At 70.2% G+C, this 24,041-nt stretch carries 20 protein-coding genes, 1 tRNA gene and 2 pseudogenes; 13 read left to right on the top strand and 10 right to left on the bottom strand.

Annotated elements, in window-relative coordinates; translation table 11 throughout:
* The first annotated feature begins 654 nt into the window (after positions 1-654).
* Complete coding sequence (locus IE136_RS15880) at positions 655-1,509, top strand: helix-turn-helix domain-containing protein (RefSeq protein ID WP_158993396.1); 855 nt, start codon at positions 655-657, stop codon at positions 1,507-1,509.
* A gap of 673 nt (positions 1,510-2,182) precedes the next feature.
* On the opposite strand, the gene IE136_RS15885 is transcribed toward IE136_RS15880, so the two are convergent.
* Positions 2,183-3,058 carry an alpha/beta fold hydrolase gene (locus IE136_RS15885; protein WP_158995050.1) on the bottom strand — a complete coding sequence of 292 codons (876 nt, stop codon included), beginning with the start codon at positions 3,056-3,058 and terminating at the stop codon, positions 2,183-2,185.
* 481 nt (positions 3,059-3,539) lie between these two features.
* On the opposite strand from IE136_RS15885, the gene IE136_RS15890 reads away from it, so the two are divergent.
* The 4 genes from IE136_RS15890 (at position 3,540) to IE136_RS15905 (ending at position 5,572) form a co-directional block, all read left to right on the top strand.
* Complete coding sequence (locus tag IE136_RS15890; RefSeq protein WP_189600668.1) at positions 3,540-4,076, top strand: VOC family protein; 537 nt, start codon at positions 3,540-3,542, stop codon at positions 4,074-4,076.
* Complete coding sequence (locus IE136_RS15895) at positions 4,069-4,872, top strand: MerR family transcriptional regulator (protein WP_189600669.1); 804 nt, start codon at positions 4,069-4,071, stop codon at positions 4,870-4,872. The genes IE136_RS15890 and IE136_RS15895 overlap by 8 nt, the downstream gene beginning before the upstream one ends.
* Positions 4,873-5,014: 142 nt before the next feature.
* A tRNA-Met gene (locus IE136_RS15900) sits at positions 5,015-5,088 on the top strand.
* Positions 5,089-5,197: 109 nt separating this feature from the next.
* Positions 5,198-5,572, top strand: a complete 375-nt coding sequence (locus IE136_RS15905; RefSeq protein WP_158993390.1) for a hypothetical protein — start codon at positions 5,198-5,200, stop codon at positions 5,570-5,572.
* Positions 5,573-5,931: 359 nt separating this feature from the next.
* Here the strand turns inward: IE136_RS15905 and IE136_RS15910 are convergent, their stop codons facing one another.
* The 5 genes and pseudogenes from IE136_RS15910 to IE136_RS15930 form a co-directional block, all read right to left on the bottom strand.
* Positions 5,932-7,530 (bottom strand): sulfite exporter TauE/SafE family protein, encoded by a 1,599-nt coding sequence (locus IE136_RS15910; RefSeq protein WP_189600670.1) that lies wholly within the window; start codon positions 7,528-7,530, stop codon positions 5,932-5,934.
* 3 nt (positions 7,531-7,533) lie between these two features.
* Positions 7,534-8,775 carry a tetratricopeptide repeat protein gene (locus IE136_RS15915; protein WP_229818878.1) on the bottom strand — a complete coding sequence of 414 codons (1,242 nt, stop codon included), beginning with the start codon at positions 8,773-8,775 and terminating at the stop codon, positions 7,534-7,536.
* 17 nt (positions 8,776-8,792) lie between these two features.
* Positions 8,793-10,064: pseudogene (locus tag IE136_RS15920) on the bottom strand (DUF4331 domain-containing protein); the annotation flags it as partial.
* A gap of 407 nt (positions 10,065-10,471) precedes the next feature.
* Positions 10,472-11,218 (bottom strand): hypothetical protein, encoded by a 747-nt coding sequence (locus tag IE136_RS15925; protein ID WP_189600672.1) that lies wholly within the window; start codon positions 11,216-11,218, stop codon positions 10,472-10,474.
* 381 nt (positions 11,219-11,599) lie between these two features.
* The gene (locus tag IE136_RS15930) at positions 11,600-12,415 is read right to left on the bottom strand and encodes a trypsin-like serine protease (protein WP_158993380.1); all 816 of its coding nucleotides are present in this window, start codon (positions 12,413-12,415) and stop codon (positions 11,600-11,602) included.
* Positions 12,416-12,605: 190 nt separating this feature from the next.
* On the opposite strand from IE136_RS15930, the gene IE136_RS15935 reads away from it, so the two are divergent.
* The 5 genes from IE136_RS15935 (at position 12,606) to IE136_RS15955 (ending at position 17,767) form a co-directional block, all read left to right on the top strand.
* The gene (locus IE136_RS15935; RefSeq protein WP_158993378.1) at positions 12,606-13,589 is read left to right on the top strand and encodes a LysR family transcriptional regulator; all 984 of its coding nucleotides are present in this window, start codon (positions 12,606-12,608) and stop codon (positions 13,587-13,589) included.
* A gap of 817 nt (positions 13,590-14,406) precedes the next feature.
* Positions 14,407-15,108 carry a hypothetical protein gene (locus IE136_RS15940; RefSeq protein ID WP_189600673.1) on the top strand — a complete coding sequence of 234 codons (702 nt, stop codon included), beginning with the start codon at positions 14,407-14,409 and terminating at the stop codon, positions 15,106-15,108.
* A 2-nt stretch (positions 15,109-15,110) separates the two neighbouring features.
* Positions 15,111-15,653 carry a phage holin family protein gene (locus IE136_RS15945; RefSeq protein WP_229818880.1) on the top strand — a complete coding sequence of 181 codons (543 nt, stop codon included), beginning with the start codon at positions 15,111-15,113 and terminating at the stop codon, positions 15,651-15,653.
* Positions 15,629-16,321 (top strand): DUF3618 domain-containing protein, encoded by a 693-nt coding sequence (locus tag IE136_RS15950; protein ID WP_158993372.1) that lies wholly within the window; start codon positions 15,629-15,631, stop codon positions 16,319-16,321. The genes IE136_RS15945 and IE136_RS15950 overlap by 25 nt, the downstream gene beginning before the upstream one ends.
* 540 nt (positions 16,322-16,861) lie before the next feature.
* Complete coding sequence (locus IE136_RS15955; protein WP_189600674.1) at positions 16,862-17,767, top strand: nitroreductase/quinone reductase family protein; 906 nt, start codon at positions 16,862-16,864, stop codon at positions 17,765-17,767.
* 103 nt (positions 17,768-17,870) lie between these two features.
* Here the strand turns inward: IE136_RS15955 and IE136_RS15960 are convergent.
* A pseudogene (locus IE136_RS15960) lies at positions 17,871-18,043 on the bottom strand (dihydrofolate reductase family protein); the annotation flags it as partial.
* A gap of 462 nt (positions 18,044-18,505) precedes the next feature.
* Between IE136_RS15960 and IE136_RS35655 the strand changes: the two are divergent.
* The 3 genes from IE136_RS35655 to IE136_RS15975 all read left to right on the top strand — a co-directional run bounded on the left by IE136_RS35655 (position 18,506) and on the right by IE136_RS15975 (position 20,293).
* On the top strand, positions 18,506-19,150 hold the full coding sequence (locus tag IE136_RS35655) for an acyl-CoA dehydrogenase family protein (RefSeq protein ID WP_229818881.1): 645 nt from the start codon (positions 18,506-18,508) through the stop codon (positions 19,148-19,150).
* 36 nt (positions 19,151-19,186) lie between these two features.
* Positions 19,187-19,468 (top strand): CoA transferase, encoded by a 282-nt coding sequence (locus IE136_RS15970; RefSeq protein ID WP_189600675.1) that lies wholly within the window; start codon positions 19,187-19,189, stop codon positions 19,466-19,468.
* 549 nt (positions 19,469-20,017) lie between these two features.
* The gene (locus tag IE136_RS15975) at positions 20,018-20,293 is read left to right on the top strand and encodes an alpha-amylase inhibitor (protein ID WP_189600779.1); all 276 of its coding nucleotides are present in this window, start codon (positions 20,018-20,020) and stop codon (positions 20,291-20,293) included.
* 60 nt (positions 20,294-20,353) lie between these two features.
* Here IE136_RS15975 and IE136_RS15980 read toward each other — a convergent pair whose 3' ends face one another.
* From IE136_RS15980 to IE136_RS15990, 3 genes are all read right to left on the bottom strand, one after another.
* The gene (locus tag IE136_RS15980) at positions 20,354-20,698 is read right to left on the bottom strand and encodes a hypothetical protein (protein WP_189600676.1); all 345 of its coding nucleotides are present in this window, start codon (positions 20,696-20,698) and stop codon (positions 20,354-20,356) included.
* Positions 20,699-21,199: 501 nt separating this feature from the next.
* Positions 21,200-21,664 carry a hypothetical protein gene (locus IE136_RS15985; protein ID WP_189600677.1) on the bottom strand — a complete coding sequence of 155 codons (465 nt, stop codon included), beginning with the start codon at positions 21,662-21,664 and terminating at the stop codon, positions 21,200-21,202.
* Between the two features lie 255 nt (positions 21,665-21,919).
* Positions 21,920-23,977, bottom strand: coding sequence for an RICIN domain-containing protein (locus tag IE136_RS15990; protein ID WP_229818882.1), 2,058 nt, complete (start codon positions 23,975-23,977; stop codon positions 21,920-21,922).
* Positions 23,978-24,041: the final 64 nt, after the last annotated feature.

The raw sequence follows: 24,041 nt of genomic DNA on the forward strand, positions 1-24,041 counted from the left end.
CTCACGATCCCCGAGTCGGTCACTTCGACCCTAGAAGGGCTGTCTTCACCACGCGCTTACAGGTGGGCCGAACGGGAAGTACGGCGCGGGCGAGCGTGGCCGTCAGCCTCGAGACTCGGCTCGATGCCGTGGCCGGGTAGCCTGCGGGGCGCCGACGGCCCGCCGAAGATGACCGAGCCGAATGCGTCGACCCCAACCACCCGGAGCGCCGGCCACCGTCCGCGCAGATAGCGCGATGCACTGGAAGGTGACCGTGGGGCTCCACTGGCCGACGAACATCGCCCCCATTCAGCTCAGAGTCCAGAACGCGACCTGAACCGTCCGCCCGGTGCCGACCGGCTTCAAGGGCGTGTGAAGGGGCGTGAAGCAGCGAACACGACATTTCCGCTGCACAAGGCGGCTGGTGCGGTGGCCCCAGCACCGGGCGTGGGGACCGGGGTCGACCGACGCCCCCGAAGCACCTATCGCCTGAGAAGCAGGTAATCGGCTGTCCAGAGTACTGCGCTGTCCAGGGCGATAATGATCGGCAAATTACACGGTCACAATCCATTCTTTCCGCCGTCGATACCGGCGGCACGGCGGGTGATCAACTGCCGTTGCTCCGTGCCAAGGTGCTGGCACACGCAGTGGCTTGGAGCTGGAGGTACACCGCCCGTGGCGGCGAACAACAACCCCACCGTCAGGGGACGACGACTGGGAGCGGAGCTGCGCCGGCTTCGTACGGCCAGCGGCCTGACCGGTACGCAGGTGGCGGCGCATCTGCTGGTTTCCCAGGCCAAGGTCAGTCACATGGAGACCGGCCGCCGTGCCGTCAGCCCTCGCGATGTACGCGATCTGTGCCGGCTCTACGGCGTCACCGACCAGAACGTCGTCGGCTCCCTGCTGGAGCTCGCCAGAGAATCGAGCCGGCAGGGCTGGTGGCACTCCTACGGCGACATCCCCCACAGCGTGTATGTCGGCCTGGAGACGGAGGCCGCCTCCATCCACACCTTCGAGGCCATGGTGATTCCCGGTCTGCTGCAGACTCCCGCCTACGCGGCCGCGGTCATCGAGGAAACGATCCCCCTGGTCACCGTCGAGCAGGCCGCCGCACGTCTGAGGGTGCGGCTTCGCCGTCAGCACCGGATCTACGACCCCTCCCGCCGTCTTCGTCTGTGGGTCGTCCTGGACGAGTCAGCCCTGCGGCGCGTCGTCGGCAGCCGGGAGATCATGCGCGAGCAACTGGAGCACCTGCACACGCTGAGCACCGAACCGCACATCACGGTGCAGATCCTCCCCCACACCGCAGGCGCACACCCCGGGCTCTCGGGACAGTTCTCCCTCCTGCGGTTCCCCGACAGCCGCGAGGCAGTGGTGTACCTGGAGAAGTTCACCAGCGGCCTCTGCCTGGAAAGGCCGGCCGACGTGCAGCAGTACAACGCGATGTACGCCCACCTGCAGACCCAGGCCCTCAGCCCAGGCCACACCCGGCACTTCATCACCGACACCATCAAGGTCTACACATCATGAGCACCTGCGCTTACGAGTCGAGCTGCGATCACCCGCCCTGGCCAGAGGTCACCCGAACCAGTGAGTGCAGCTCGGGGAAGCCTCCGTGGCCGAATCCCGGCCAACCTCGCTACGGAACAGTCCATACGAGCTCGCACGGTAAGCATGGAGACGTCGTGAACTTCGGTGTGGCCCGTATTCACATCTGCCGTGCGGAGCTCTCAGGTCCACGGTTTGCTGGTGGGACAGCAGGCCGACGACAGCCTGAACAGTGGCGCTCGTGTGCTCGCGGCGGCCGACCTGGCCGGCCACGGCCCGCCAGCTCTTGAGAGGTAGATGTAACCACCTGGCCGTCTGTCTGCCCGCTCAGCCCGCTCGGCCTCTGCTAGCCGCATCGGCGAGGATTCCGACCGCGGGCCCGTCGGCCAAGGGTCTGCCCAGCCCTGGAGATTGATGGCGCGGGTGACGGAGTCCGGTCCCATGCCGCCGGTGATGTGGCTGCACTGGTCAATGCCGACGAACGCCGGCGTCGACGGGTCGGCCCACTCTGGCCGTGCTCGGCGACCAGACGGGTGCGGTAGGCAGTCCAGGCCCGCACCGGCCAGATCTCGGGATCGTCGGCATAGCGGATCCAGGCCACGCTCGACAGGCGCTGGCAGCAAGGCAGACATGCCCCGGCCCCTGCGGGTGGCCCTCAACACGAGCTGGTGGGCTCCTGAATGAAGTCGGTGAGTGCGCGAGCCAGAGCAGCAGGTGCCTGTTCGGCGACATGATGCCCGGAGTCGAGACCGTGCCCGCGGACGTCTACGGCCCACCGGCGCCAGATCGCGACGGGATCGCCGTGGAGGGCTTCCAGATCGTCCTGGAGTGACCAGAGGACCAGCGTCGGGCAAGTGATGCGCACGCCCGCGTCCCGGTCGGCCTCTTCGTGCTGCCGGTCGACAGTGAGGCCTGCGCGGTAGTCCTCAAGCATCGCCCGCACCACCTCGGGGTTGCGGGTGGCCTGCCGCCACTCGGCGTAGTTCTCCGGCCCCATGGCGTCGGGATCGCCGCGGTACCAGCTGTCGGGATCGGCGGTGATGACGCGCTCGGGAATGCCCGGCTGCGCGAAGAAGAACCAGTGCCACCACTGGGTGGCGAACTCGGTCGTGATCCGTGACAGATGCTCCGTCAACGGCAGGCAGTCCATGAATGCCACGCGGGAGACGGTGTCAGGATGGTCGAGCGTGAGACGCAGTGCCACGCTGCCTCCGCGGTCGTGCCCGGCGACCGCGAACCGGTGATGCCCGAGGTGGCGCATCACCGACACCACGTCCGCGGCGACCGCCCGCTTCGAATAGCCCACGTGGTCTGCCGTGAACCGCGGTCCTCTGGAACGCCCGTACCCCCGCAGGTCCGGGCAGACCACGGTGTGACCGGCTTCGACTAGCCGCGGAGCAACCCGGTGCCACGTCGCCGACGTGCGGGGATGACCATGCAGCAGCACCACTGGCGCGCCTTCCCCGCCGAAGCGGACGAAGACGGACGCCTCACCGACGTCGACCTGGGCCTCCTGAAAACCTTCGAACACCCCGACCTCCTGCAACCTCGGCTCAGGCCCCGCCTCCTACAACCAACGCGGCCTCCGTTTTCCCTCCTGCCCCAGCTGACCACGGCCACGCGCGCGGCGGAGAACGAGAAGCAGGGATCGCCTGGTGGCGACCACCAGATGCCCAGTCGAGGTGTTGCAGAACTGACTGTCCTGCGGCACGCGTCGGCCGAGCCCGGCAAGGGCCGAGCCGGACCCCGAACCCCGAAACCGAAGCCGCCTGGTTCGCCGTCTCTGGGACGGACTCCAGGCCCACGCCTCCTACGCGCACACGGACACCACCCCCGAACAGCTCCCGCGCCCACTACTTCGAACTGCCGCCACGCGACACCCCCATCGACGTCACCACCCTGCGGGACAGGCTCGATGTACCCGGCCACCACGTCGGTCACATCCTCGGGTACGGCGCGATGTGGGGATCCGGCTTGACCCTCACGTTGTGTGAGGCTGGAGGGTGGGGTGCATGAGCGACTACTACAACGCGTTCGAGTTGAGTCCCGTGCCCGCTCCCGGCCCGGACGCGGTTCCCCCGGAACCGTTCCGCGGCATCTACGGAATGCCCGCGTTCGCGACGATCCCCACGAGCGATCTGACGGCGTCGGTGGACTTCTGGGTCCGTGGACTCGGGTTCTTCGAGCTGTTCGGCATCCCCGGCAGGCTTGTGCATCTGCGCCGGTGGGCGTTCCAGGACGTACTCCTCGTCTCCGCGGGAAGCGTTCCGGAGCAGACACCCGCGATGAGCTTCAGTTTCGCGTGCGTACTCAGCCAGGTCGACACCCTTGTCGAGGCCTGTCGCACGTTGCGCCCGGACTCGGTCGACGGTCCACGGGACACGCCCTGGAACACCCGCGACGTCGCGGTGACCACCCCCGAGAACGCACGGATCGTGTTCACTGCGGCCAAACCCTTCGATCCGGCCAGTCAGGAGGCGCGGAACCTTGAAGCCATCGGGATCACCCCACCGGGCGTCACCCACGCCGACCGTGAAGAGCATGCCTGACGCCACGGCCACCGATGGCCCGACCGTCGGCCAGGTCTCGACACGCCTTGGCGTGACAGTCCGCGCGCTGCACCACTGGGACGACATCGGTCTGGCAAGACCGTCGCTGCGCACGGCTGCCGGATACCGGCTCTACACCGCTGGTGATCTGGAACGCCTGCACCGCATCGTCGTCTACCGTGAGATCGGTCTCGGCCTGGACAGGATTCGCGCCATCTTGGACGACTCGACCGCAGACGTGCCCGGCGCATTGCGCGCGCAGCGCACCCAGGTTGCTGAACGGATCGACCGCCTCCAGCAGCTCAGCGCCGGACTGGACCGGATGATCGACGCCCACGAGCGCGGCCTGCTGCTGACCGTCGAGCAGCAGGCCGCGATCTTCGGCCCGCAGTGGAATCCGGACTGGCTCGCTCAAGCCCGTCAGCACTACGGAGACACGACGCAATGGCGGCAGTACGCCGAGCGCTCAGCCTCTCGTGGTCCGGAGGAATGGCAGGCCATCGCCGACGCCACGGCCGGCCTCGACCGGGCCTTGGGGGATGCGATGGACGCCGGCGTCACGCCTGGCAGTCCAGAAGCGAATCAACTCGTCGAGTTGCACCGCGAAGTCTTCGCTTCGTACTTTCCCCTCACCAGGCAGATGCAGGTCTGTCTCGGCCGCATGTTTGAGGCCGATCCGGGATTTGCCGCCCACTACGACGGCATCCGAGCCGGCCTTGCCACGTGGTTCCGTCGAATCATCGACTCCAGTGCGCGCGCCCATGGCATCGACCCCGACACCGCGACCTGGGAGTAGAGCGCGAGGCCGCAAGCCTGCGCCCGTGGGGGCGCCACGCCTTCACGAACCCGGAGGTGCTCTCGAGCGTCCCCGCGCGGGTGGACGATCGTGAGAGCTGGTCAAAGGCAGTCCGGCAGTAGCGTAGGGTGGTGTTCACCGACGCGGGGTGGAGCAGCTCGGTAGCTCGCTGGGCTCATAACCCAGAGGTCGCAGGTTCAAATCCTGTCCCCGCTACTACCCAGAAGGGCCCGGATCCTCAACGATCCGGGCCCTTCTTTCTACGCGCGACCGGGGATACCTGAACGCGGGCGGGCGGGCGGCGGAGTGCGCGCCGCGCCTTGGGGTGTGCCCCGACCGCGAGGGCGACCACCTGTACGCCCACTTCTACGACCGGCACACCAAGCCGAGGCCGGGCACCGACGCCTGCGGCCAGCCGACGGTCTCGGAGCCGGTCGTGTCAGCGGACGCCTGGCCCGATTGCGTCGCCCTGCGCTGGGACTCGGTCACCGGCCGGCAGTACGGTCCGATCGAGGGCGACTGGATCCCGGCGCCGCCTGTGGGAGCCGCAGCCCACCCCCCGCCGCACCTCGCCCGCCGCGATCCGCGCGCTCCTCCCCCGGCTCCTCCAGGCGGGGAGTGCGCCCTGCCCGCCTCCACCGAGGGGTGGTGGAGGCGCAGAAGGCGCCCCGCGCGCGGCATTACCGGCAAGGCGCGGTGAACGTCGACCAGTTCGTCGACAACGGCATCCACACTGACGCGGCCGGCCCCATCGCCGCAGCATGAGCAACGAGTCCGTCGGCGCCCCCCTCCACCGGTCACGGCAGACCAGAAGGCTTGTCTGGTGTCACCAGCCCGCGCAGCCGCCTTCCCTGCCAACGGCAACGGCAACGGCAACGGCAACGGCAACGGCAACGGCAACGGCAACGCCAACGCCCTCGACTGCTCGCACGAGTTACTGGGGGTGCCGAAAGGTGCTTGGGATGTGGCCCCGGGGCCGTTCGGGACGAGTGTGAGGGCCACAGCTTGGGGGCCTGCGGCATCGGCCGTCGGTGGACAACGCGACGGCCGGGGTGGGGTTCAGAGGGTGAGAAGGCTTCGCAACGTGAGGCTGATGCCTACGGTGAGGACGGCGAGAGCGGTGAGCACCGTCGCGTAGCGGGTGTAACGGCGCAGCGAGGGCAGGCGGCGTTCGCTCAGCGCGGCGAATCGGCTTCCGCCGCCGGAGAGCAGCAGACCGGCGGCGGTCAGAGTGAGGGCCATGCCGAGGCCGTAGCCGACGACGAGCAGGACGCCGAAGAATGTCCGGCTCAGTGCGATGGCGCCCAGCAGGACGACGAGGGCCGACGGGCTGGGCACCAGACCACCCGCGAGTCCTACGCCGACGAGCACGGGGAGACCGGTGCGGCGCGGTGTCTTCCTCTCGCGGGCGTGGGTCTCGTGCGCGTGGGCGCCGTGGCGGCGTGAGAGGCCGGTCGCGTGCCGGTGTTCAGGGCCAGGGTGGTGGTCATGACTGTCGCCATGCGTGTGAGTGCGTTCCGGTGTCTCGCTGTCTGTGTGCCCATGGCTGTGTCCGTGGTGCCAATGGGCGGGAGGCCGCCCCGACCGCAAGGCTCGTACCGCCGTCACCGCCAGGACCATCCCCAGCACCGCGATCACCGCACCGCTGATCGCCCCCAGCCATCCCAGTAGTTGCTCACCGACGAATCCGGCGCCTGCGGTAAGGATCAGGCCCATGGTCAGGACCCCGGCGGTGTGGGTGACCGTGACCGTCGTCCCGACCGCGAGAGCGGCGCGGACGCCGCCTTCCCGGCGGGCCAGGCAGGCGGCGACGGCGAGTTTGGCGTGCCCGGGCAGTGCCGCGTGGCCCGCACCCAGGAGCAGGGTCAGCAGGACGGCGAGGAGACCCACCGGCAGGGTGAGGTCCCGGCCCGCCGTCAGGCCGGTGAGCCGGTGCTCCAGCGCCGGAAAGAGCACAGTGCCCCGGGCCGCAGCCTGAACCGCCGCTCCCGGTGGCCCCGGCGCGGGGTCACCGGGAGCCGCCCCGCCCGCCCCCGGTTGCGTACGCAGCTCCGCCTTGGCCACATCGAGGGGCTGTTCGTCCTCGTCCCGCGGGTAGTGGCGCAGCACATCGCTCGGACTCTTCGACGGAACCGACGACTCCGTCAGCCGTACCCGGTCGCCGGGTACAGCCGTGATCTCCTTCCAGCCGGTCCGTGTCACATCCGCCCCCGAGACGAAGGAGACGGCGGCGGGCCGGGAGAGATCGGCCTCAGCCCGCAGGGTGCAGGTCAGCCGGGCGACGGGAACTCCCGCGGCCCCTTTCCCGTACGTCAGGGCGGAGCGGCCCACCTTCCAGGCGATGCGCTCCCCGTCCACCGAAATCCTGCTGCGACCGGCGAGTCGGGCGCACCGCTCGGCTGACCTGTCCGCCGCTTCGGCTGGTGAGATCGTCCCGTCGCGGTCGGTGTCCGTTGCTTCCTCGTCCTGCGCGGTGGGAATCTCCGCACTGTCGACGACAGCGATGTCCTCGATCCGGTCGTGCGACAAGCGCAGTCCGTCGTAGTGGTTGACGCTGAAGTTGCCCAGCGGGTGGGCGGCAGCCGTCGGTACCGCGGTCAGTCCGATCGACACCAGCAGGGGCGCCGCGACGACCGCCGCACGGCGTGGAAGCTTCATCGACTACCTGTCTCGGTCGGGACGGTAAAAGGAGAGGTGCGGGTTCAGGGCGACGGCCTCGCGTAGATGACGGGATCCCTCGGGCATGGCGAGTGCCCGCTCGATCGCGCCCCGGTGGTGGAGGAACAGCGCGTTCTTCCAGCCGGTTGCGGCTGCCCGGCGGGCGTAGGTGAGGGCGTCGGCGTCCTGTCCCGCGCGGTGCAGTGCCCACCCGAGCGCGTCGGCGACGATGACGCTCCGGGTGTGCTTCCACTCTCTGCGCGCGAGCTCCACCGCGACCCTCGGGTCGCCGTGGTCGGCTGTGTAGAGGATGAGATGCGGGTCGACGGGACCGCCGTCCGCGCGGACCATCTGTACCTGCGCCGACAAGGCGGCCCGTTCACTCCCCGGGCGGGGATCGCCGGTCGCGCGTCGGAGCTCCAGTGTTTCCAGCAGGAACTGTGGCAGCGGTGTCCGTTCGACGAGTCGCGCGTACAGCTCGAGTGCCTTACCGGTCTGTCCGCGCGCGGCGGTCACCCGGGCGATTCCGGCCTGCCCGTACGGATGGTCCGGTACGGCGGCCAGAGCGCGCCGGTAGTGCAGTTCCGCTTGGGACAGCTTGCCCTGGGACCAGGCGAGGTCGCCCAGGCGGGCCTCGGCGAAGCCTCGTTCGTCCGGCGTGACCGCGCTGTCCAGGGCTCGGTGGAGCGCGATGGCGGCGTCCTCGGGCCTGCCGTTGGTCTCCAGGTCGTAGGCGGCTCTGCTGTAGGCGGCTGTGGCCGGGGCGATGTCGAGCATCCGCTGTACGGCCGCACGCGCCTGCGGGTAGTTCCCGAGTTGGATCTCGGCGTCCGCCAGTACGGCGTAGCCGTCCGGCCGGTCGGGTGCCATCCGGGTGGCCCGCAGCCCGTACTCGCGCCCCTGCACGAAGTCGTGCCGGGCGTTGGCGAGCAGCCCCTGACCGGTCACGGCCGCGTAGTTGTCCGTGCTGTCGAGGGCGAGGGAGCGGCGCAGCGCGCTGTCGGCGGTGTCGAGTCGGCTCGCGTCGAGGGTGTGGCGGGCCTGTTCGATCTCGGCGCGTGCCAGGCCGGCCCATGCGGCCGGGTCGTCGGGGTATGCCTCTACCGTCTTGCGGGCGGCGTCGACCGGGCTGATGCCGGCGCCGTGGGCGCCCGCAGGCGCCGCGGGGGCCTGCGGCCGGGAGGTGTCAGGACCGAGATGCAGAAGTCCCGCCACACACCCGGCCACGGCCACCGCCGCGCCCACAGCGGTGATCAGACGCCTCACGGGCCCGCGTGCGGGAGGTTGAGGTACGGGAAGACGGTCTGGGCGTCAGCGGGCTCCAGGCTGACGACCGGCTGCGGGAGCAGCCCCGCGGCGGACGGCCCGGCGGGTTCGCCCTCCAGCATCCGGATCAGCGGCCCGTCGATGTTGTCGTTGAGCCGCCGCCCGTTCGGGAAGCCCTGGAGATCCCCGTCGAGGACACCGTGCGCCTTCGGGCTGGCGGTGACAGGGGTTGTGAGGTTCAGGCGCAGTTGCTCGGAGAGCACGATGCGCTTCGGGTCGGCGTCGGCGTTCATCGTGTGGGTGTTGAGGTCGAAGCCGAACGTGGATCCGTTGTCCTTGCCGATGCCCTTCATGAACAGGGCCTGGATGTCGTGGCGCGGGGTCGCCGGTGCTTTGCGGCCCTGTGCCCTCTCGATCCGGTGCGGCGGTACGGGGTCGAGGGTGGCGGCCAGGAAGTCGCTCTCCAGGTGGTCGTCCTGTGGCATGCGGGCCTGGAGCCGGTCCTCGGGGCCGCCGGGCCTGGCCAGCCCGATGGTGGAGCCGAACAGTGCGAACGCGACGTGCGGGGTGCCGTGCCGGGAGACCTGCCGGAAGGTGGGGGCCTGCTCCGAGAGACCGCGCTCCAGGTTCGCGCCCTGCCGGGAGACGGACGCCCACACGCCGATAACCGGGTTGCGCTTCGGATCTCCCTTCAGGGCGACCTCGCTCTTGGGTACTTGCAGGACCAGACTGTTCACGTTCAGCGCCGACAGCGGCTGGGCATCGGGCAGCCATCCCGGTACGGGGCCGCGGGTGCCGACCGTGTACAGGCCGAAGACCTGGGTGTCGGCCTTGAACGATTCCGCCGCCTGCGTGGCCACGGTCTGGCCGCCGCCGGGCAGTTGACGGATCGCCTCCCTCCGCAACTTGCCGTAGTCGGGCATCAGGGCCCGGCCGGTGTGGGTGGGGGAGGCGATGGCGTCCTTCAGCAGCGTCTGGACGGCGCCGCCCGCCTTGACCTTCTCCAGGGTGTACTTCTGGCGTACCCCGAGCGACCGGTCGTCGAGCGAGTTCACCGGCAGGGGCCCGACTTTCGGCCCTGTCCCGAAGGGCCTGCGGTCCTCGTCCCGGAAGGTCCAGCGGTAGGTGGTGTCGGGCGCCCCGTCACCATCGGCGTCCGCGTGGATCTCGTAGCGCGCACCGGTGGCGAACGGGAAGTCCACCAGCGCGTTGGCCGCGGTGCCGGGCACCTGGAAGGGGCGGACGTTCGCGATGAGCGTGACCATGTCCGCGTTGTCCGTAACGGCCGCGCGTCAGCGGAAGGTCAAGCCGCCGCCAGGTGACGTGCCCCGGCTCCCGGTTGTTCCGGGCCGTGAGACTTTCGCCCCGCCGAGTCGCTCGGCGGGGCGCAAGAGGCTCAGCGTCGAGGGCCCCTGATCGACAACCTCGCCGTACCTCAGCTGTAGCCCGTCATCCGTCGGGTCCGGCCGGCCGGTGGGCCGACGACGAGGCTGAGGTGGTCAGTCTTCGGGAGGCGCCACGTGAACAGGTCGCCTCGCGCTGCAGCCGCCTCGGCCTGACCACCCCCACCTCAATCCGCCCAGGCCGCACAAGCCGGCGTCTCGACATGTCGGTGGAGCAGGGGCGCGGACTGCGACACGCCTTCGGAGCGCTCGCGGTCAGTAGGGCGGGGAGGTCAGCTGGTGCCGGATCGGGCACGGGAGAGGAACGCGGCGAGGGCGCCGGCGGCTTCGGGGTCACTCGTGGCGATCCGGGCCGCGAAGGCCAGCTGGTCGATGCCCGTACCCGGAACAAGGCGGGCGAGTTCGGCGAGCAGCGCCGCATGAGTGAGGACCGGCGGCGGCAGGAGGCCGGCGGCGGCCTCGCGTGCGGCCGGATCCGCGTAGTGCCCCAGGTGCGCGGCCAAGGCGTAGGCGAGCCACGCGTCGATGTCGGCCTGTACGTACGAATCGGCGCGGCGGGTGAGTTCGTCCCGGACTGCTTCGTCGCCCTCTGCCGGGTCGGTCTGCTCCAACGTGCCGAGGTCGCGCAGCACTTGGAGTTCATCGGCGCGGGCCGCGATCCGAGCGGTTTCACGCAGCTCGGCTTCCTGGGCGGCGGCCTCGGCTTCGGCAGCGAGTTCAGCCTGGACGACGACGTCGCTGTCCGGGTCGTAGACGGTGCCCGAGGCCGCGGCCGCGAGCAGCCGGTCGATGCGCTCCCACTCCACGAGCTCCGCCCGGCCACGCTCGTCCTCGGCCGAGTCCTCCTGCCGGGCGAAGCACCGGGCATCCTCGAGGGCCGCCGCGACGTCGGCCGCCGCCATTCCCCTCGCACGGCGGCGCACCGAGCGCCGGCCGATGCGAGCGGGGTCGACCCGCTCACGGAACGCGGACGCGCGGGCGGCGAGGGAAGGGCGGGCGGCGCGCCGGGGCACGGTCATCAGGGCCTCGCATGTGAGGTGCGGATTCGGAAGCGGTGCTTACGAGGTTCGGGCAGCCCGGCGGTACTGCCCCCCCCGGAACCGGGCGCCGGACCTCACCCGCGCCTGCACTCCGGCACGGGCCAGAAGCGACCCTACCGGTCCCGCCGATCGGCCCGGCGCCAGCCTTCGTGACTGCCGGTGCGGGCCGGCCCAGGCAGTCGGGGTGCCTGCGCACGGAATCACCCGCCCGCTCCCCCGAACCCTCGGTTCACGACCTCGCCGCCGCCGGGCCGGGGGCCGACCCGGCAGGGCCACACAGCGGCGTGACCGCGAGCCGGTCGGCGTCGAACCGTTCGGCCCGCCCCCGGCCGGCAGAGCTCCCATGCCCCCGCGAGTGGGTCAGCCGCCGGCCGCTACCGACTTGATCCAGTTGATGTACGGGGCGGTGGCCGTGTACCGGGTGAAGGTCTGCCGGTCGCTGGTGGAGGCCACCCCGACCACGGTGCCGCCGGTCATGGCGGGACCACCGGAGTCGCCACCGGCTCCGACACCGTCGACCGCTTCCAGGTGGAGTGCGGTCCCACCGTGGAGGTCGGTGGCCAGGCCGGTCATGCGCATGGTGGCGGTCTTCAGGACGGGCGACTGGCAGTAGGCCTCGTTCTGGACGGGACCGCACGTGGCGCCCCACCCGTAGACGGACACGTAGGAGCCGATCTGCGGGTAGTGGGTGGCGATGGGGGCGGGCGTGTGGGCGACGCTCCGGTCGAGCCGGACCATCGCGAGGTCCGCCGACGGATGCAGGGTGATCCGGGAGGCCGCGGCCGTGGTCCCACCGCTCTCCGCGTAGGGGCTGCCGATACGGAATGCGTACTGACCGGGCTGATCGACGCAGTGCCGGGCGGTCAGGATGTGGCGGGAGGTGACCAGCGTGGAGGTGCACATCCCCCGCCCGTTCTGGAACACGCGGGCGTGGTACGGCTGTGCCTGGACCTCACCTCCGCCGATGACGGGCCTGGCCTTGCTCGTCTTCGGCGAGAAGGCCGCCGTGCCGGTGTCGGCGTCGCCGACGGCCTTCGGGGACGCGATGGTGCTGCGCGTGGGGGTGTCGGCCGGTGCCGGGTCAGCACTGGCCTGACCCACGGCGCCGAGGGCTGCGGCGGTGGCAAGGCCGAGGACGCAGGCGGTCGTGCGCAGGGACACGCTGGGGACCTTCATGGGGGCTCCTCGCTGTTCGGTCGCAGGAAGCGGCGCGGTAGGGGATGAGTGTGAGCTGACCGTGGCGGCAGCGTGAAGACTGTTATCGCCTGATAGCCCGGTGCTATCGGTGCCAACTGCCCTATCTGGGGCCTGGGTTGCCCGTCCGCAGCGGCTTGGCCCACGCACCCCGCGGCTTTACGCTCCCGCCATGGAACTCGAGGTGCGGCATCTGCGGGTGGTGTGCGCCATCGCCGATGCCGGCAGCGTGCACAAGGCGGCACGCGTGCTCGGGATGGCGCAGCCGTCGTTGACCGCGCAGTTGCGCCGAATCGAGCGGGCGCTCGGCGGGCAGTTGTTCACCCGGCAGTCGGACGGCTGCCGCCCCACCGCGTTCGGACACCAGCTCCTCACCCGGGCCCGCCCCCTGCTGGCCGAGATGAAGGGTCTGACGGCCGAGATGCGGGCCGCGGCGGCCCGCGCCGCTCAGGCGCCACAGCTGCGCATCGGCTCCACACCCAGCCGAACCCTGCCCGGCTGGGCGCGCCGACTACGTGGCCGATATCCAGAATCCGTACCGGCCCTCCAGACCGACGTGTCCTCGAACGCACTGCTGCGGATGGTGGCCGCCGGCCAGCTCGATGTCGCTTTCGTGCACGAGATGGAAGGCACCCGTCTACGCTTCCCGCCCGGGCTGCGGCAGCGCGTCGTGCTGGAACGTGAGCCGGGGTTCTTGGCCGTCGCCGAGCACCACCCGGCCGCCGGCCGCCAGGTGGTACGCCTGGAGGACCTGGCGGACGAGCGGTGGATGATGGACCGGACAGCCGACGGGGAGTGGGAGAGCCTGTACCGCGCGTTCCTCGCGGTCGGTCTGACACCGCGGCTGCTGCACGGCGACTACTCCGCCACCGCCCTGCTGGTCGCCACCGGTGAGGCCGTCACGGTGTGCCAGGCCACCTCGACGGGTTGGGACGGCGTGGTGCCGCGCCGCCTGGAAGGCGATCCGATCGGGTGGCGCTGGCTGCTGGCGGCGCGTACCGAAGCCGAACTGGAAGCAGTTTACGACGACTTGGTCGCCGCCTACCGGGAGGCAGTCGAGCAGGTGCCGGCCTACCGCGCGATGGCGCTGCCCACCGTGCGCCCCGGCCCCCCGGCCGGTCCCCCGGTTCCCGACTCGTCGCCGCACTCGGCGTAGGAACGCGAGCGGACCCCTCCAAGGGTGTGGCCCCGGCCGGGGACGCAAGGGGTGCTCCCTTCGCACGGCGCGGCTCTTCCCTCCCCAGGCGGTCGATGTGGTGGCGAGGCGGTCCGCGTACAGCCGGTACGCGTTCCTGCCGCCCCGTACCTATGCGGGAGGAAGCACGTCGAAGCCGGGCGTCGGTGCGGTGTGCCGCCGAGGGCGGGCATCGCCGCCTCGACGCCCGGCGGCGGAGACGCAGCGCGGACATGGCAGCCGGACGCCCTCCGCCGCGACGCCGCCGGGCACCGGGAAGGTGTCCGCCCAGGCGATGCGGGGGAAGCGTGCGGGCTGGCAGCGGCTGAAGGACAGGCCGCACAGATCTGGGGCATGCCCGGCTTCCAGGCGCACACCTCTCCCCCGGCGAGGTGGATGGCCCGGGGCGGTACGGCGGGCAGCCGACGCCTGCCTTCCTCCTCGCCCGCCCACTGCCCGAAAGCGGCGACGGCGCACTGCTTGACGCGTGCCGTGCCGTACTTCACGGCGGCCGGTCAGTCGAACGACCATGCCGTGGCGAGGACAGCGCTTCGGGCGGAGGCATCGCCGCTCGGCACTGTACGTGAGCGGACGAGCACACGAGCAGAAGGCGAGGTTCATTGAGGATTATTTCCGGACATAGACGTACATCTACGAAAAAGGGGTACGCGAGGCGTGCGAAAGCAACCAGAAAGCTGATCGTTTCGATGGACCAGGAGGAGCCTTGAGCGACTTCCAGGACAGGAGCCGTCCGGACCGGAGCAGGTCGGAGGCGGTGGCGAAAACGGCTCAGGAGAAGGTGAGCGAGGGCGCCGGGTTGGTCGGCGCCAAGGCCACCGACGTCACAGGCACCGCCAAGGAACAGGGCGCCAATGTCGTCGGCGAGGCCACGAGCCAGGCCCGCGACCTGGTCGGGGAGCTGCGGGATCAGCTTCAGGGGCAGGCTCACTCCCAGACCCAGAACCTTGCGCAGAACGTGCGTCGACTGGCGGACGAGTTGCGGGAGATGAGTGAGAGCGGCAAGCCGGAGTCCAGCGCGGCTGGAGTGGTGCGGCAACTGGCGGACGGAGGACATCAGGTGGCCTCCCGCCTGGAACAGCGAGGGCCTGACGGCCTGGTCGGCGATCTGCAGGATTTCGCGAGGCGCAGGCCGGGTGTGTTCCTGGCGGGAGCGGCCCTGGCGGGATTCGCTGTCGCACGGGTCGGCAAGGGCATCAGCGGGTCCGCCTCCCCAAGCACCGGGACCCGGCAAGGCGGTACGGGTCAAGGTGGCGTGCCACCGCGCCCGACGAACCCGCCCCGCCACCAGGCACCGAGCAGCGGCCCGGGCGTTCCGCAGACGAGCTATGAAGATCCGCTGGACACCTACGGGCAGTCCCAGCCGCCTCACGTCACGCCGTCCTACGGGCAGCCGTCCACGGCTCAGACACGGCCGACCGCAGCGGCACCTCCTGCTCCGCCGCCCCCGGCAGGCCCCCAGCGACCGACACAAGGGAGCTGAGCGTGGTTACCCCGTACAAGCAACGCACCACGGCGACGAACACGGGCCGTCCGGCGAGTCCCCCGGGAGCACCGACCGGGACGTATCCCGGAACCTCCCCGGGAACGGCCCCCCGGAGCCCGTACGGCACTCCACCGCGAACGTCCTCGTCTCTAGAAGGCCGGGAGGACGAGCAGTCGATCGGGGACCTGATCGGCGCGATCGGTGCGGACCTGTCGCAGCTGGTACGCGACGAGATCGAACTGGCCAAAGCAGAGATCAAGCAGGAGTCGACCAAGGCGGGCAAGGCCGTCGGCATGCTCGGCGGAGCCGGCTACGCCGGCCACCTCGTCCTGTTGCTCGGCAGCCTGACCGTGATCTTCGCCCTCGCCAACGTCATGGACCCGGCCTGGGCCGCACTGATCGTCACCGCCCTGTGGGCCGTCGTCGGCGCGGTGCTCTACACCACCGGACGTAAGCGCCTGCGTACCGTCAATCTCAAGCCGGAGCAGACCATGGAAACAGTGAAGGAGGATGCCCGATGGGTCCGACACCCGACGAGCTGAGGACGGACGTGGAGCACCGGCGCGCCCATCTGGCCCGCAACGTCGACCTGCTGACCGACAAGGTCACCCCTCGCAAGGTGGCGCGCCGCAAGGTCGGCGCGGCCCGGGGCCGGCTGAGCGGAGTGAGGGAGCGTGTGATGGGCACCGCCCGCGAGACCACCGGAAGGATGGCCGAGACCACGCAGGGCGTCGCAGACTCCGCCGGGCAGACCTCGGCGAGCATCGCCGAGACGGCAAAGGAAACGACCGATCGGCTCGGCGACGTCGTCTCTCAGGCGCCCGACCAGATCAGGCAGCAGACCCAGGGCAGCCCTCTCGCCGCCGGTCTCATCGCCTTCGGCGCGGGCATGCTGACGGCCGCTTTGCTGCCGACGACCGAGGCGGAGGAGCGTGCCGGGCGGCAACTGCGGGAGCACTCCGAGGAGCTGCTGGAGCCCGTGAAGCAACAGGCTGTCCAGGCAGCGCAGGAGATCAAGGAGGAGCTGCGCGAGCCGGCCGCCGAAGCGGTGGACGCTGTGAAGTCCACGGCGCAGGGCGCGGCTCGGACCACCATGGAAGAGACCCGAACGGCCGGACAGGAGACGGCCGAGGGCCTGCGCCAGGTGGGCAAGGACGCCACCGATGAGGTCCAGGGCCAGACCGGCCGTCCCGGCCCGCCGGCCACCTGAGGCAGGAGCGTCTGCGTCCTCTCCCCTACGCGACAGGGGCGCCCGCGTGAAGGCGCGGGCGCCCCTGTCGCTGTCCGGTGCCTCCGGCTTACCCAGGCCGTCAGCAGCCGACCGGTTCGGGGGGCGCTCCCGGCGCGGGCGCGCCATGACGATGACTCACGTTATCCTCCCTGCCGCCTGGGCGCGTTGACAACGCCGCGCGGTATTGGTTTCAATTGGCGCGTGGCGCGTGGCGTCGGCCAAAGAGAAGTGGGCCGGTCGACGATCGGGTGACCACCTGTTACCAGGGAATGATTCCCATGTGTTCACTCATCACAGGCGAAACCTGATCTGACGCCTTTGCGTCACCTCTGCGTTCTCGCGTACCCCGCGTCCTTGTAGCGCCCGGTTGCTGTGCTCATGGCCCGGGCGGCGACGCGGTGCCCTTCCAGCCCGAGGCTGAGGCTCGGCGCGCTTCGAGCAGGCTGACGCATCGTCACCTCTCCACGTCATCACGCATGCGCAATGCGCGCCCCACGTTCCAAGGAGATCCACCTACGCATGTCCACATCCTTCAATCAATGGGTCATCGAGGAGTTTCGAACCAACGAAGGAAAGGTCGGCGGCCCCTTCGAGGGCAGCGATCTGCTGCTGCTCACTACAACCGGCGCCAAGTCCGGTGAAGAGCGAACCACCCCGCTGGGTTACGTCCGACACGAGCGTGGGCTGCTCGTCGTCGGATCCAACCTCGGTGGGCCCCGCCACCCGGACTGGTACCACAACCTCTTGGCCAATCCTCTGGTGCAGGTGGAGACCGGAACAGAGGAGTACGAAGCCGTCGCGGTGCCCGCTGAGCGGAATGATCGCGACCAGTTGTTCGCACATGTCGTAGAGAGTGAACCCGGTTACGGCGAGTATCAGGAGAACACTGACCGGCTCCTGCCCGTGGTGGTGCTGGAACGCAGCGACCCTGCGCCGGGCGAGGGGCCCGGCCAGGTCAGGAATCTCGCCGACAAGCTGGTGGAAGTGCATGTCTGGCTTCGTGGGCAGCTACGGCATGTCAGCGCCGAGGTGGACGCATACTTCGCGGCACGAGCTTCCGAGGGGAGCACTGCCGAGGAGGCACCCGGGCTCGGGCTGCAGATCCGGCAGCACTGCCTGGCTTTCTGCCAGACGCTGGAATTCCACCACGTGAGCGAGGACGCACACATGTTCCCCGCGATGGAAGCTGCGCACCCTCACCTGCGCGATGCGTTCGAGAGGCTGCGTTCCGAGCACCAGATCGTCGCGCAGCTCCAGCAGGACCTTGCCACGCTGCTCAACGGCCTAGCGCAGGCGGATCCCGAGAAGTTCCGGTCAGAACTGGAGCGGATGACCAAGGAACTGTCAGCACACCTCGACTATGAGGAGGAGCAGCTGATTCCCTTGCTCGCGGAGATCCCCTTCCCTCCCGGACCGCCCTCCTGACAGGCCGCCCTCCTGAAGACGGAACGAGCTCTCCTCCCGGCCGGACGGAGAGTTCGTACCGCATTCAGGAGGGTCTGCGGCCTCACCTCGCTCACGCCTGGTTCTCGGCGCCGATGTTCCGTGCGTGGTCCCGCGTGAGGTAGTCGTCCAGGCCCCGACTCCCCCCGGGGTCGGTTCGCATGGGCCAGCTCGCCGTGGCGCCGGCCCATGCGAACAACCCTCGGGCTCGACATGACCGAACGGCCTCTCGAGGGTCTGGTCCTCACCGGCGCCGATTCCGTCACTGGAGACACTGAAGTACTGGACTCGCAGCAGCTGAGCCACGCGTTCCTCCTGTGATGAGGCGGTCATGGTGGTGGGACTCTCCTCGCCGCTGCGGCATCCACCTGCCCGGGGAGTACGGCGGCCGGAACCTCTCGTATCACCGCACTCGCGGCGCTGAAGGAGGAGGCCGGCGCCAGCGGACGCGTGCTGGGACGCAGTCTCCTCGGCGACATGGGCGGCCCCCCGGCGTGCCGGCGACATCCTCCGGTACGCCACCGAACACCAGTTGGAGGAGAACCTGCTGCCGCTCATCCGCGGCGAGCGCGTCTGCTGCTTCTCCCTCACCGAGACGGACGCCGGCTCCGACGTCCGCGCCATGCGTACCACCGCCGAGCGCGAGGGATACCGGCTCACCGGCCACAAGGCCTTCAGCTCCGCCGGTCCCTCGCCGACTTCGCCATCGTCGTCGCCAGCATGGCCGGCACCGGCGAGAGCGAGGGCGACAAGCCCACCTACTCAGCGTTCCTCGTCGACCTGGACAGCCCTGGCTGCCGTGTCGAGGCAGGCGCCACACCGATGTCGGGCGAACACATCGAGAGCGACATCATCCTGGAGGACTGCTTCGTCCCGGCCCTTGCCCTCCTCGGCGAGGAGGGCAAGGGCATGCGGATCGCCCTGGGGCGGGTCACCACCAACCGTCTCCTGCACTGGCCCACGGTCATCGGCGCCACCCGCCGGGCCCTCGGCCTGACCCTGGAACGCACACGGCACCGCAAGGTCGCCGGCGGACAGCCCCTCCTCATGCTCCAGGCCATCCAGCACAAGGTCGCCGACGGGGCCACCGAGCTCTACGCCGCCCGCTCCATGACGTACGCGGCGCTCGCCGCGCTCGACCAGGGAGCCGATGTGCGCACCGAGGCGTTCATGGGCAAGCTCCTCGTCGCCGAATCCGCCTTCCGCATCCTCGACCAGGCCGTCCAGATCCACGGCAAGGAAGGACTCACCCAAGGCAACGAGATCGAGTTCCTCTTCCGGAAGATCCGCATGTTCCGCATCCTGACCGGCACCTCCGAGATCCAGCGCAACGGCATGGCCCGGGGCCTCGCCTTCCCGGCCTGAGTCCTGCCTTCCGCCATCGCCCCAGAGGGAGACCCGATGCACCCCCACCAGCCGCCCACCGCTCCGTCCTGGTCCGCACTGACCGGCAAGCGCGTCCTCGACCTGTCCCGGCTCCAGCCCGGCCCCTACGCCACCTCCATGCTCGCCGACCGCGGCGCCGATGTGATCAAGATCGAGGACCCGGCCGGGGGCGACCTCGTACGCTTCACCCCCGGCTTGTTCGCCGCCCTCAACCGCAACAAGCGCTCCGGCACCCTCGACCTGCGCGAGAAGCACGACCGGGAGACCTTTCTGCGTCATCTTCGGAGCCAGGTCTGAAGACCTTCCGCAGCCCCCACCCGCCCTGGGTGAGCACGACAGGGAAGTACTCGACGCACTCACAGCAGATCAGGGCGAACGCTGAGCCGGGCCACGGCTGTTCGGGCGAGGGCTCGAGGGCAGCTCGGGGTGGCCGGAACGTCATGCCCGAGGGCGTTCACCGTACAGCGGCCGCGTGGGTCCCCGGCGGCGCGACAGCGATTTCCCCGCATTCTCGCCCCCGGCGCCCCCGGGTGATGCGCTGGGGCCAGGCCCTTCTTCTCCGGGCACCACCCGCAGGCCGTCGCGCGCCCGCCGGTCGCCGCCCCACCGCGCGGCGGGGAGCCGAGGAGGCCATGACGTCGCCGAGCTGCGCTTCAGCCCTGCACACCACCCCCTCACGCACGGCGCTCACGGGCGCGGCAGAGAGCTTGCGCAAGTTGGCGCAATTTCTTTCAGTCGAGCGACTCCCTTCCCTATCCTTGCTCCCGTAACGTTCGAGAAGTGAAGGGATGATCACAGATGCAGGGGCTCATGCGTTCAACTTTCCGCGTCACCGCAGGAGCGTTTATGGCCGCCGCAGCTCTTCTCACTCAGACCTCTGGAGCAGAGGCGGCCGCATGGGGTGACCCTGCGCCCTCTTGTGTTCAATACTCGACGAGTTGGCGCTACACCTTCGTCACCAACACGTGCGCAGCCTCCCAGCACGTCACGGTCGAATACCGGGACGGCAGCACCGTCCCTTGCCGGACGGCCGCGCCGGGCGACACGGTGACATTCCCCGGCGACGGCACCGGGGACAACCGCGTCCGTGCGGTGATCCTCTGCGCCACTCCGTCCGCGTAGGCGTGACCCCTCACCGTGGGCCGTGACGCTGACTCGCAGGTCCGCGGCGCAGCCCGGGGGTCAGCCCCGCAGGGCCCCGGCACGCTCCGCAAGCAGGGGCATCAGGTTTTCACGCCATGTTTCGAGGTGGACCATGCCGCTGGACATCCCGCCGTGGGCGTACTGCTCCCGGTAGACGGCCGAAGCTTCGGCTTCGGCGAGGTCGAGACCCACGACCTCACTGAACGCCGCCCGCAGCAGGGCGGTGACGCCATTCGCCGAGGGCGGGACGGCCGTGCCGGACAGGTGGTCGCGCAAGGCCCGCCACACGTGGGGGTCGCCGCGCAGACCCCACCTGGCCGGCTCGGGATCGAAGAGGACGGCCATGGTCGCGACCGCTGCGTCATCAGGTGGTTCGTATGCCACGGAAGTAGTTTCTCAAACCGCGTCGGGTTCGGGGAGGGCCAGGACGTCCGCACCGGAAGGGCATCGAAGCGCGCGCCGAGTGTGTGATCCCTCCTGCCTCGGGTAGCCGGGTGCCCATGTTCAAGCATCGACGTGTACGGCTTGCGTGCGTACTGCTCATCGGGTGGGCGGCGCTGACGGCCATGGAGCGGTGGGCGGAGCACGCGCCTTGGTCCGCAGCAGCCCGGAGCGGGCTGTTGTGGTCGTGTGTCATAGCGGGTACGTGGTGGTTCGCCGAGATGACCCAGGGCTGGTGGTCAGGAGCAGAAGCTGCGCGCGAAGAAGCTCCGTGCGAAGAGGAAGGGCCGCCCGTGAGCAGCGCCTTCGAAGAGGAGGAACGCCCCCACAAGCCCGGCCACGTCGACTACCGGTGACACCGACGTCCAATGGTGGTGACAAGGGGGCCGAGACGTGACCCCGGGCCGGGCGAGCGGCACCACAGGCCGCGAGACGGCGTCGGTGTCACGTTCTGCCTCGGCGCTTGTTCCGCACGATGAGCACGGCAGCCGCGCCGCCGGCCAGGAGGACTCCCCCGGCCGCCACCGCGGTGCCGGGGAGCCGTGGAGGAGCCTCGGCAGCCGCTGTCGTGGCCGTGGGCGGGTGGGACGCGGGCGCGGGTGGAGGGGGCGGCGTCTTCGTCCGTTCGGTGGCGGCCACGGTGATGTCCTCCTCGTCGCGACCGAGGGCGGGATGGCCCACCTCGACCGAGACCTTCCAGCGGCCGGGAGGCAGCGCCTCCGCGGTGGTGAAGCGCTTCTTGTCGGAGGGGTCTCGCACCAGCATCCACGGCCCCTCCGTGCGCCTGCCGTCCGCGCTGACGGCGTTCACGGTGGCGGCGACCCGTTCGTCGACGAAGTCCTTGTCGTTCTCCCAGGTGACCCGTGTCGTCACCCGTCCGTGGTCGTGACCGGTGATGTCGACCGCCAAGGTGCCTCCGTGGGCTCGGGCGGTCCCTGGGGCGGCCACGAGGAGGGTCACGACGGCCGCTGCCGAGGCGGTGGCCGCGATCGCTGAACGCAGGGAGTGCACAGGGTCCTCCAAAAGGACGGGGCGGTGTACGGAGCCGAAGGGCGGAGAGGCCGAAGGGCCGAAGGGCCGAAGGGGTGGACGGCCGGCGGACGGTCAGGCACCGTCCGCCGGCCGTCATCGGGGCGGGCGCCGGCCGAAGCCGGTCATGGGGGGTCAGGCCGACTTCTGCATCGTCCAGATCTGAGCCGGTGCCCCGCCCGCGTGCTGGAGTTCGATCAGCCAGGATCCGTAGTACGGCCGGTTGCTGACGCCCAGCGCGAAACGGCCCGCACCCGCGGTGATCATCACGCCGTTGCCGGTGGGAGCAAGCTTCCACAGCTGCGCGGCGGCGTTGCCACAGGGCTGCTGGGACACCCACATGCCCGGGCCGGCCGTACCGCCTGTCTGGAGACACTTGCCCGACGCGGCAGAGCGGATACGGCTGTGACCGTTGCCCGCGTCGTCGATGTACCACTGCTGATGGGCGTAGCCATTGCGTGGCGACCCGACCAGGACGGTTCCGTCCGCGGTCCTGCCGCCCCACACTTCCGCGGCCGTGCCGGTGGCGCCGTTGGTGAGAACGTGGCGCGTGTTCGGTGTCGTGCCGCCGCCGGCGTCGGCGGTGCGGAAGGACGTGGCCTTGCCCGGACCGCTGTCCTTCCCGGACAGGTCCCGCACGGAGACGGCGAGGGTGTGGTCGCTGCTGGGCTTCAGGTTGTAGACGCGCGCGCTGTTCCCCTTCACCCAGCCGATGGCCTGGCCGTCAAGGATGAGCTGGTACCAGGCGGCGTTGCCGACGGCCGGCCAGGTGGCCACGACGGAGTCCGGCGCGATCTGCCCGATGGTGACCGTGGGTGCCGTGGACGGACCGCCTGTCGGTGTCGGGGTGGGTGTGCGCGTGGGGGTGGGTGTCGGATCGGGCTGGGTGGTTCCCCTGGTACGCATGAGGAACTGACTGTCGGCCATGTTCCAGTGCGTGGCCAGATAGCTGCCGGGCCGGGGGTTGGTGTGGAAGTAGTCGTCGTGGTTGCAGTCCAGCCGGTTCTCGTAGGCGCCGTCCTGACAGATCGAACGCATCCGCGGGTAGTACGGGCTGTCCGAGTAGCACATCACGTCCCACTCGTCGGTGCAGTGGGCGCCCCGGCTGGTATTGGGTGCGCTGTTGTTCACCGCGCCGAGATTGTGGCCCAGCTCGTGGGCGGCGGTGTGGCCGCCCCAGCAGCCTGTGTCCGTACGGCCGTAGGAGGGGCCGAAGTTGCTGAGGTTGTTCTGGGCGGGCCGCTCGTCACCGGCGAAGGTGCCTATGCCGCAGTACACCTGGGCATCGGCGAAGATCATGTACTTGCGGTCACGGCGGTCCAGACCCCGGGCGGCGAGCGCCCGGTTCATGGCGCTGAACTCGGCGAGCGCCGCGGCGGGGAGCTCGATGTTGAGCACCGTCGGCACGCAGTCGGAGCCCGTGACGTAGCGGATGTGCCGCACGCCGCCGGTGTCCTCGGCGCTCGCGGAGAAGATCAGGTCGGCGTCCGCCGCCCACTTGCGGAAGGACGCCAGGTACGTGGCGTACCGGTCCGTTCCCGGGGAGTGGACGTAGACCACCTGGACGCGGTTGCCAGTCGTGCCGTCACCGTCGCACTGCACGGTCTGCCCGGTCGGGGCGGTCACCGGGGCCTTGCGGGTGCCGGCGGCCGCCCCCGTCGGCGGGTCGCCCTTTTCCGGTGCGGCGGCGTCGAGCGCGGGAGTGGAGGTCCTGGGCAGTTCGGCACCTGACGCCTTGTCGTCGGACCGGTCGGGCACCTGCTTGGCAGGGTCCTCTGCGGGGACGACCGCCGCGACGGCCGGAGGCGTGTCCTTCTTGATGTCGACGCCCTTCGGAGGGGCGTCCGGGCCATGCGTGCAGTGGCCGACCGTCGTGCGGTAGACGCCGGCGCACGGATCCCCCGCGGGCGCAGGCGTCAGACCCTCGTAGACGAGACCGCGTTCCGGCTCGCTCTTCGGCTTCTTGACCAGGGGTTCCGGCTTCTCGTCCCGCGCGGGCCCGGCGGCCGGCACGGGCGCCGTCGTGGGTGTGCCGGCGGGCTGGGCGAGCTGCAGGGGGCGGTCGGTCCCGGCTGCCGGGTCGGCGGCCTCGTATGTCACGCCTGCGACGACCGCCATGGCGGCGACGGCCGCGGCGAGTATGAGACCGGGCGCCCTACGGCGGCGCGGCTTCAGTCTTCGACGTCCTGACAAGTGGCACCTCTTCCTTGATCGGGGAACAGTGCGCGGAAGCCTGCCAGAACGTCGGGACGGAAAA

The sequence above is a fragment of the Streptomyces lateritius genome, from assembly GCF_014649715.1.
In the GTDB taxonomy this organism is placed as follows: domain Bacteria; phylum Actinomycetota; class Actinomycetes; order Streptomycetales; family Streptomycetaceae; genus Streptomyces; species Streptomyces lateritius.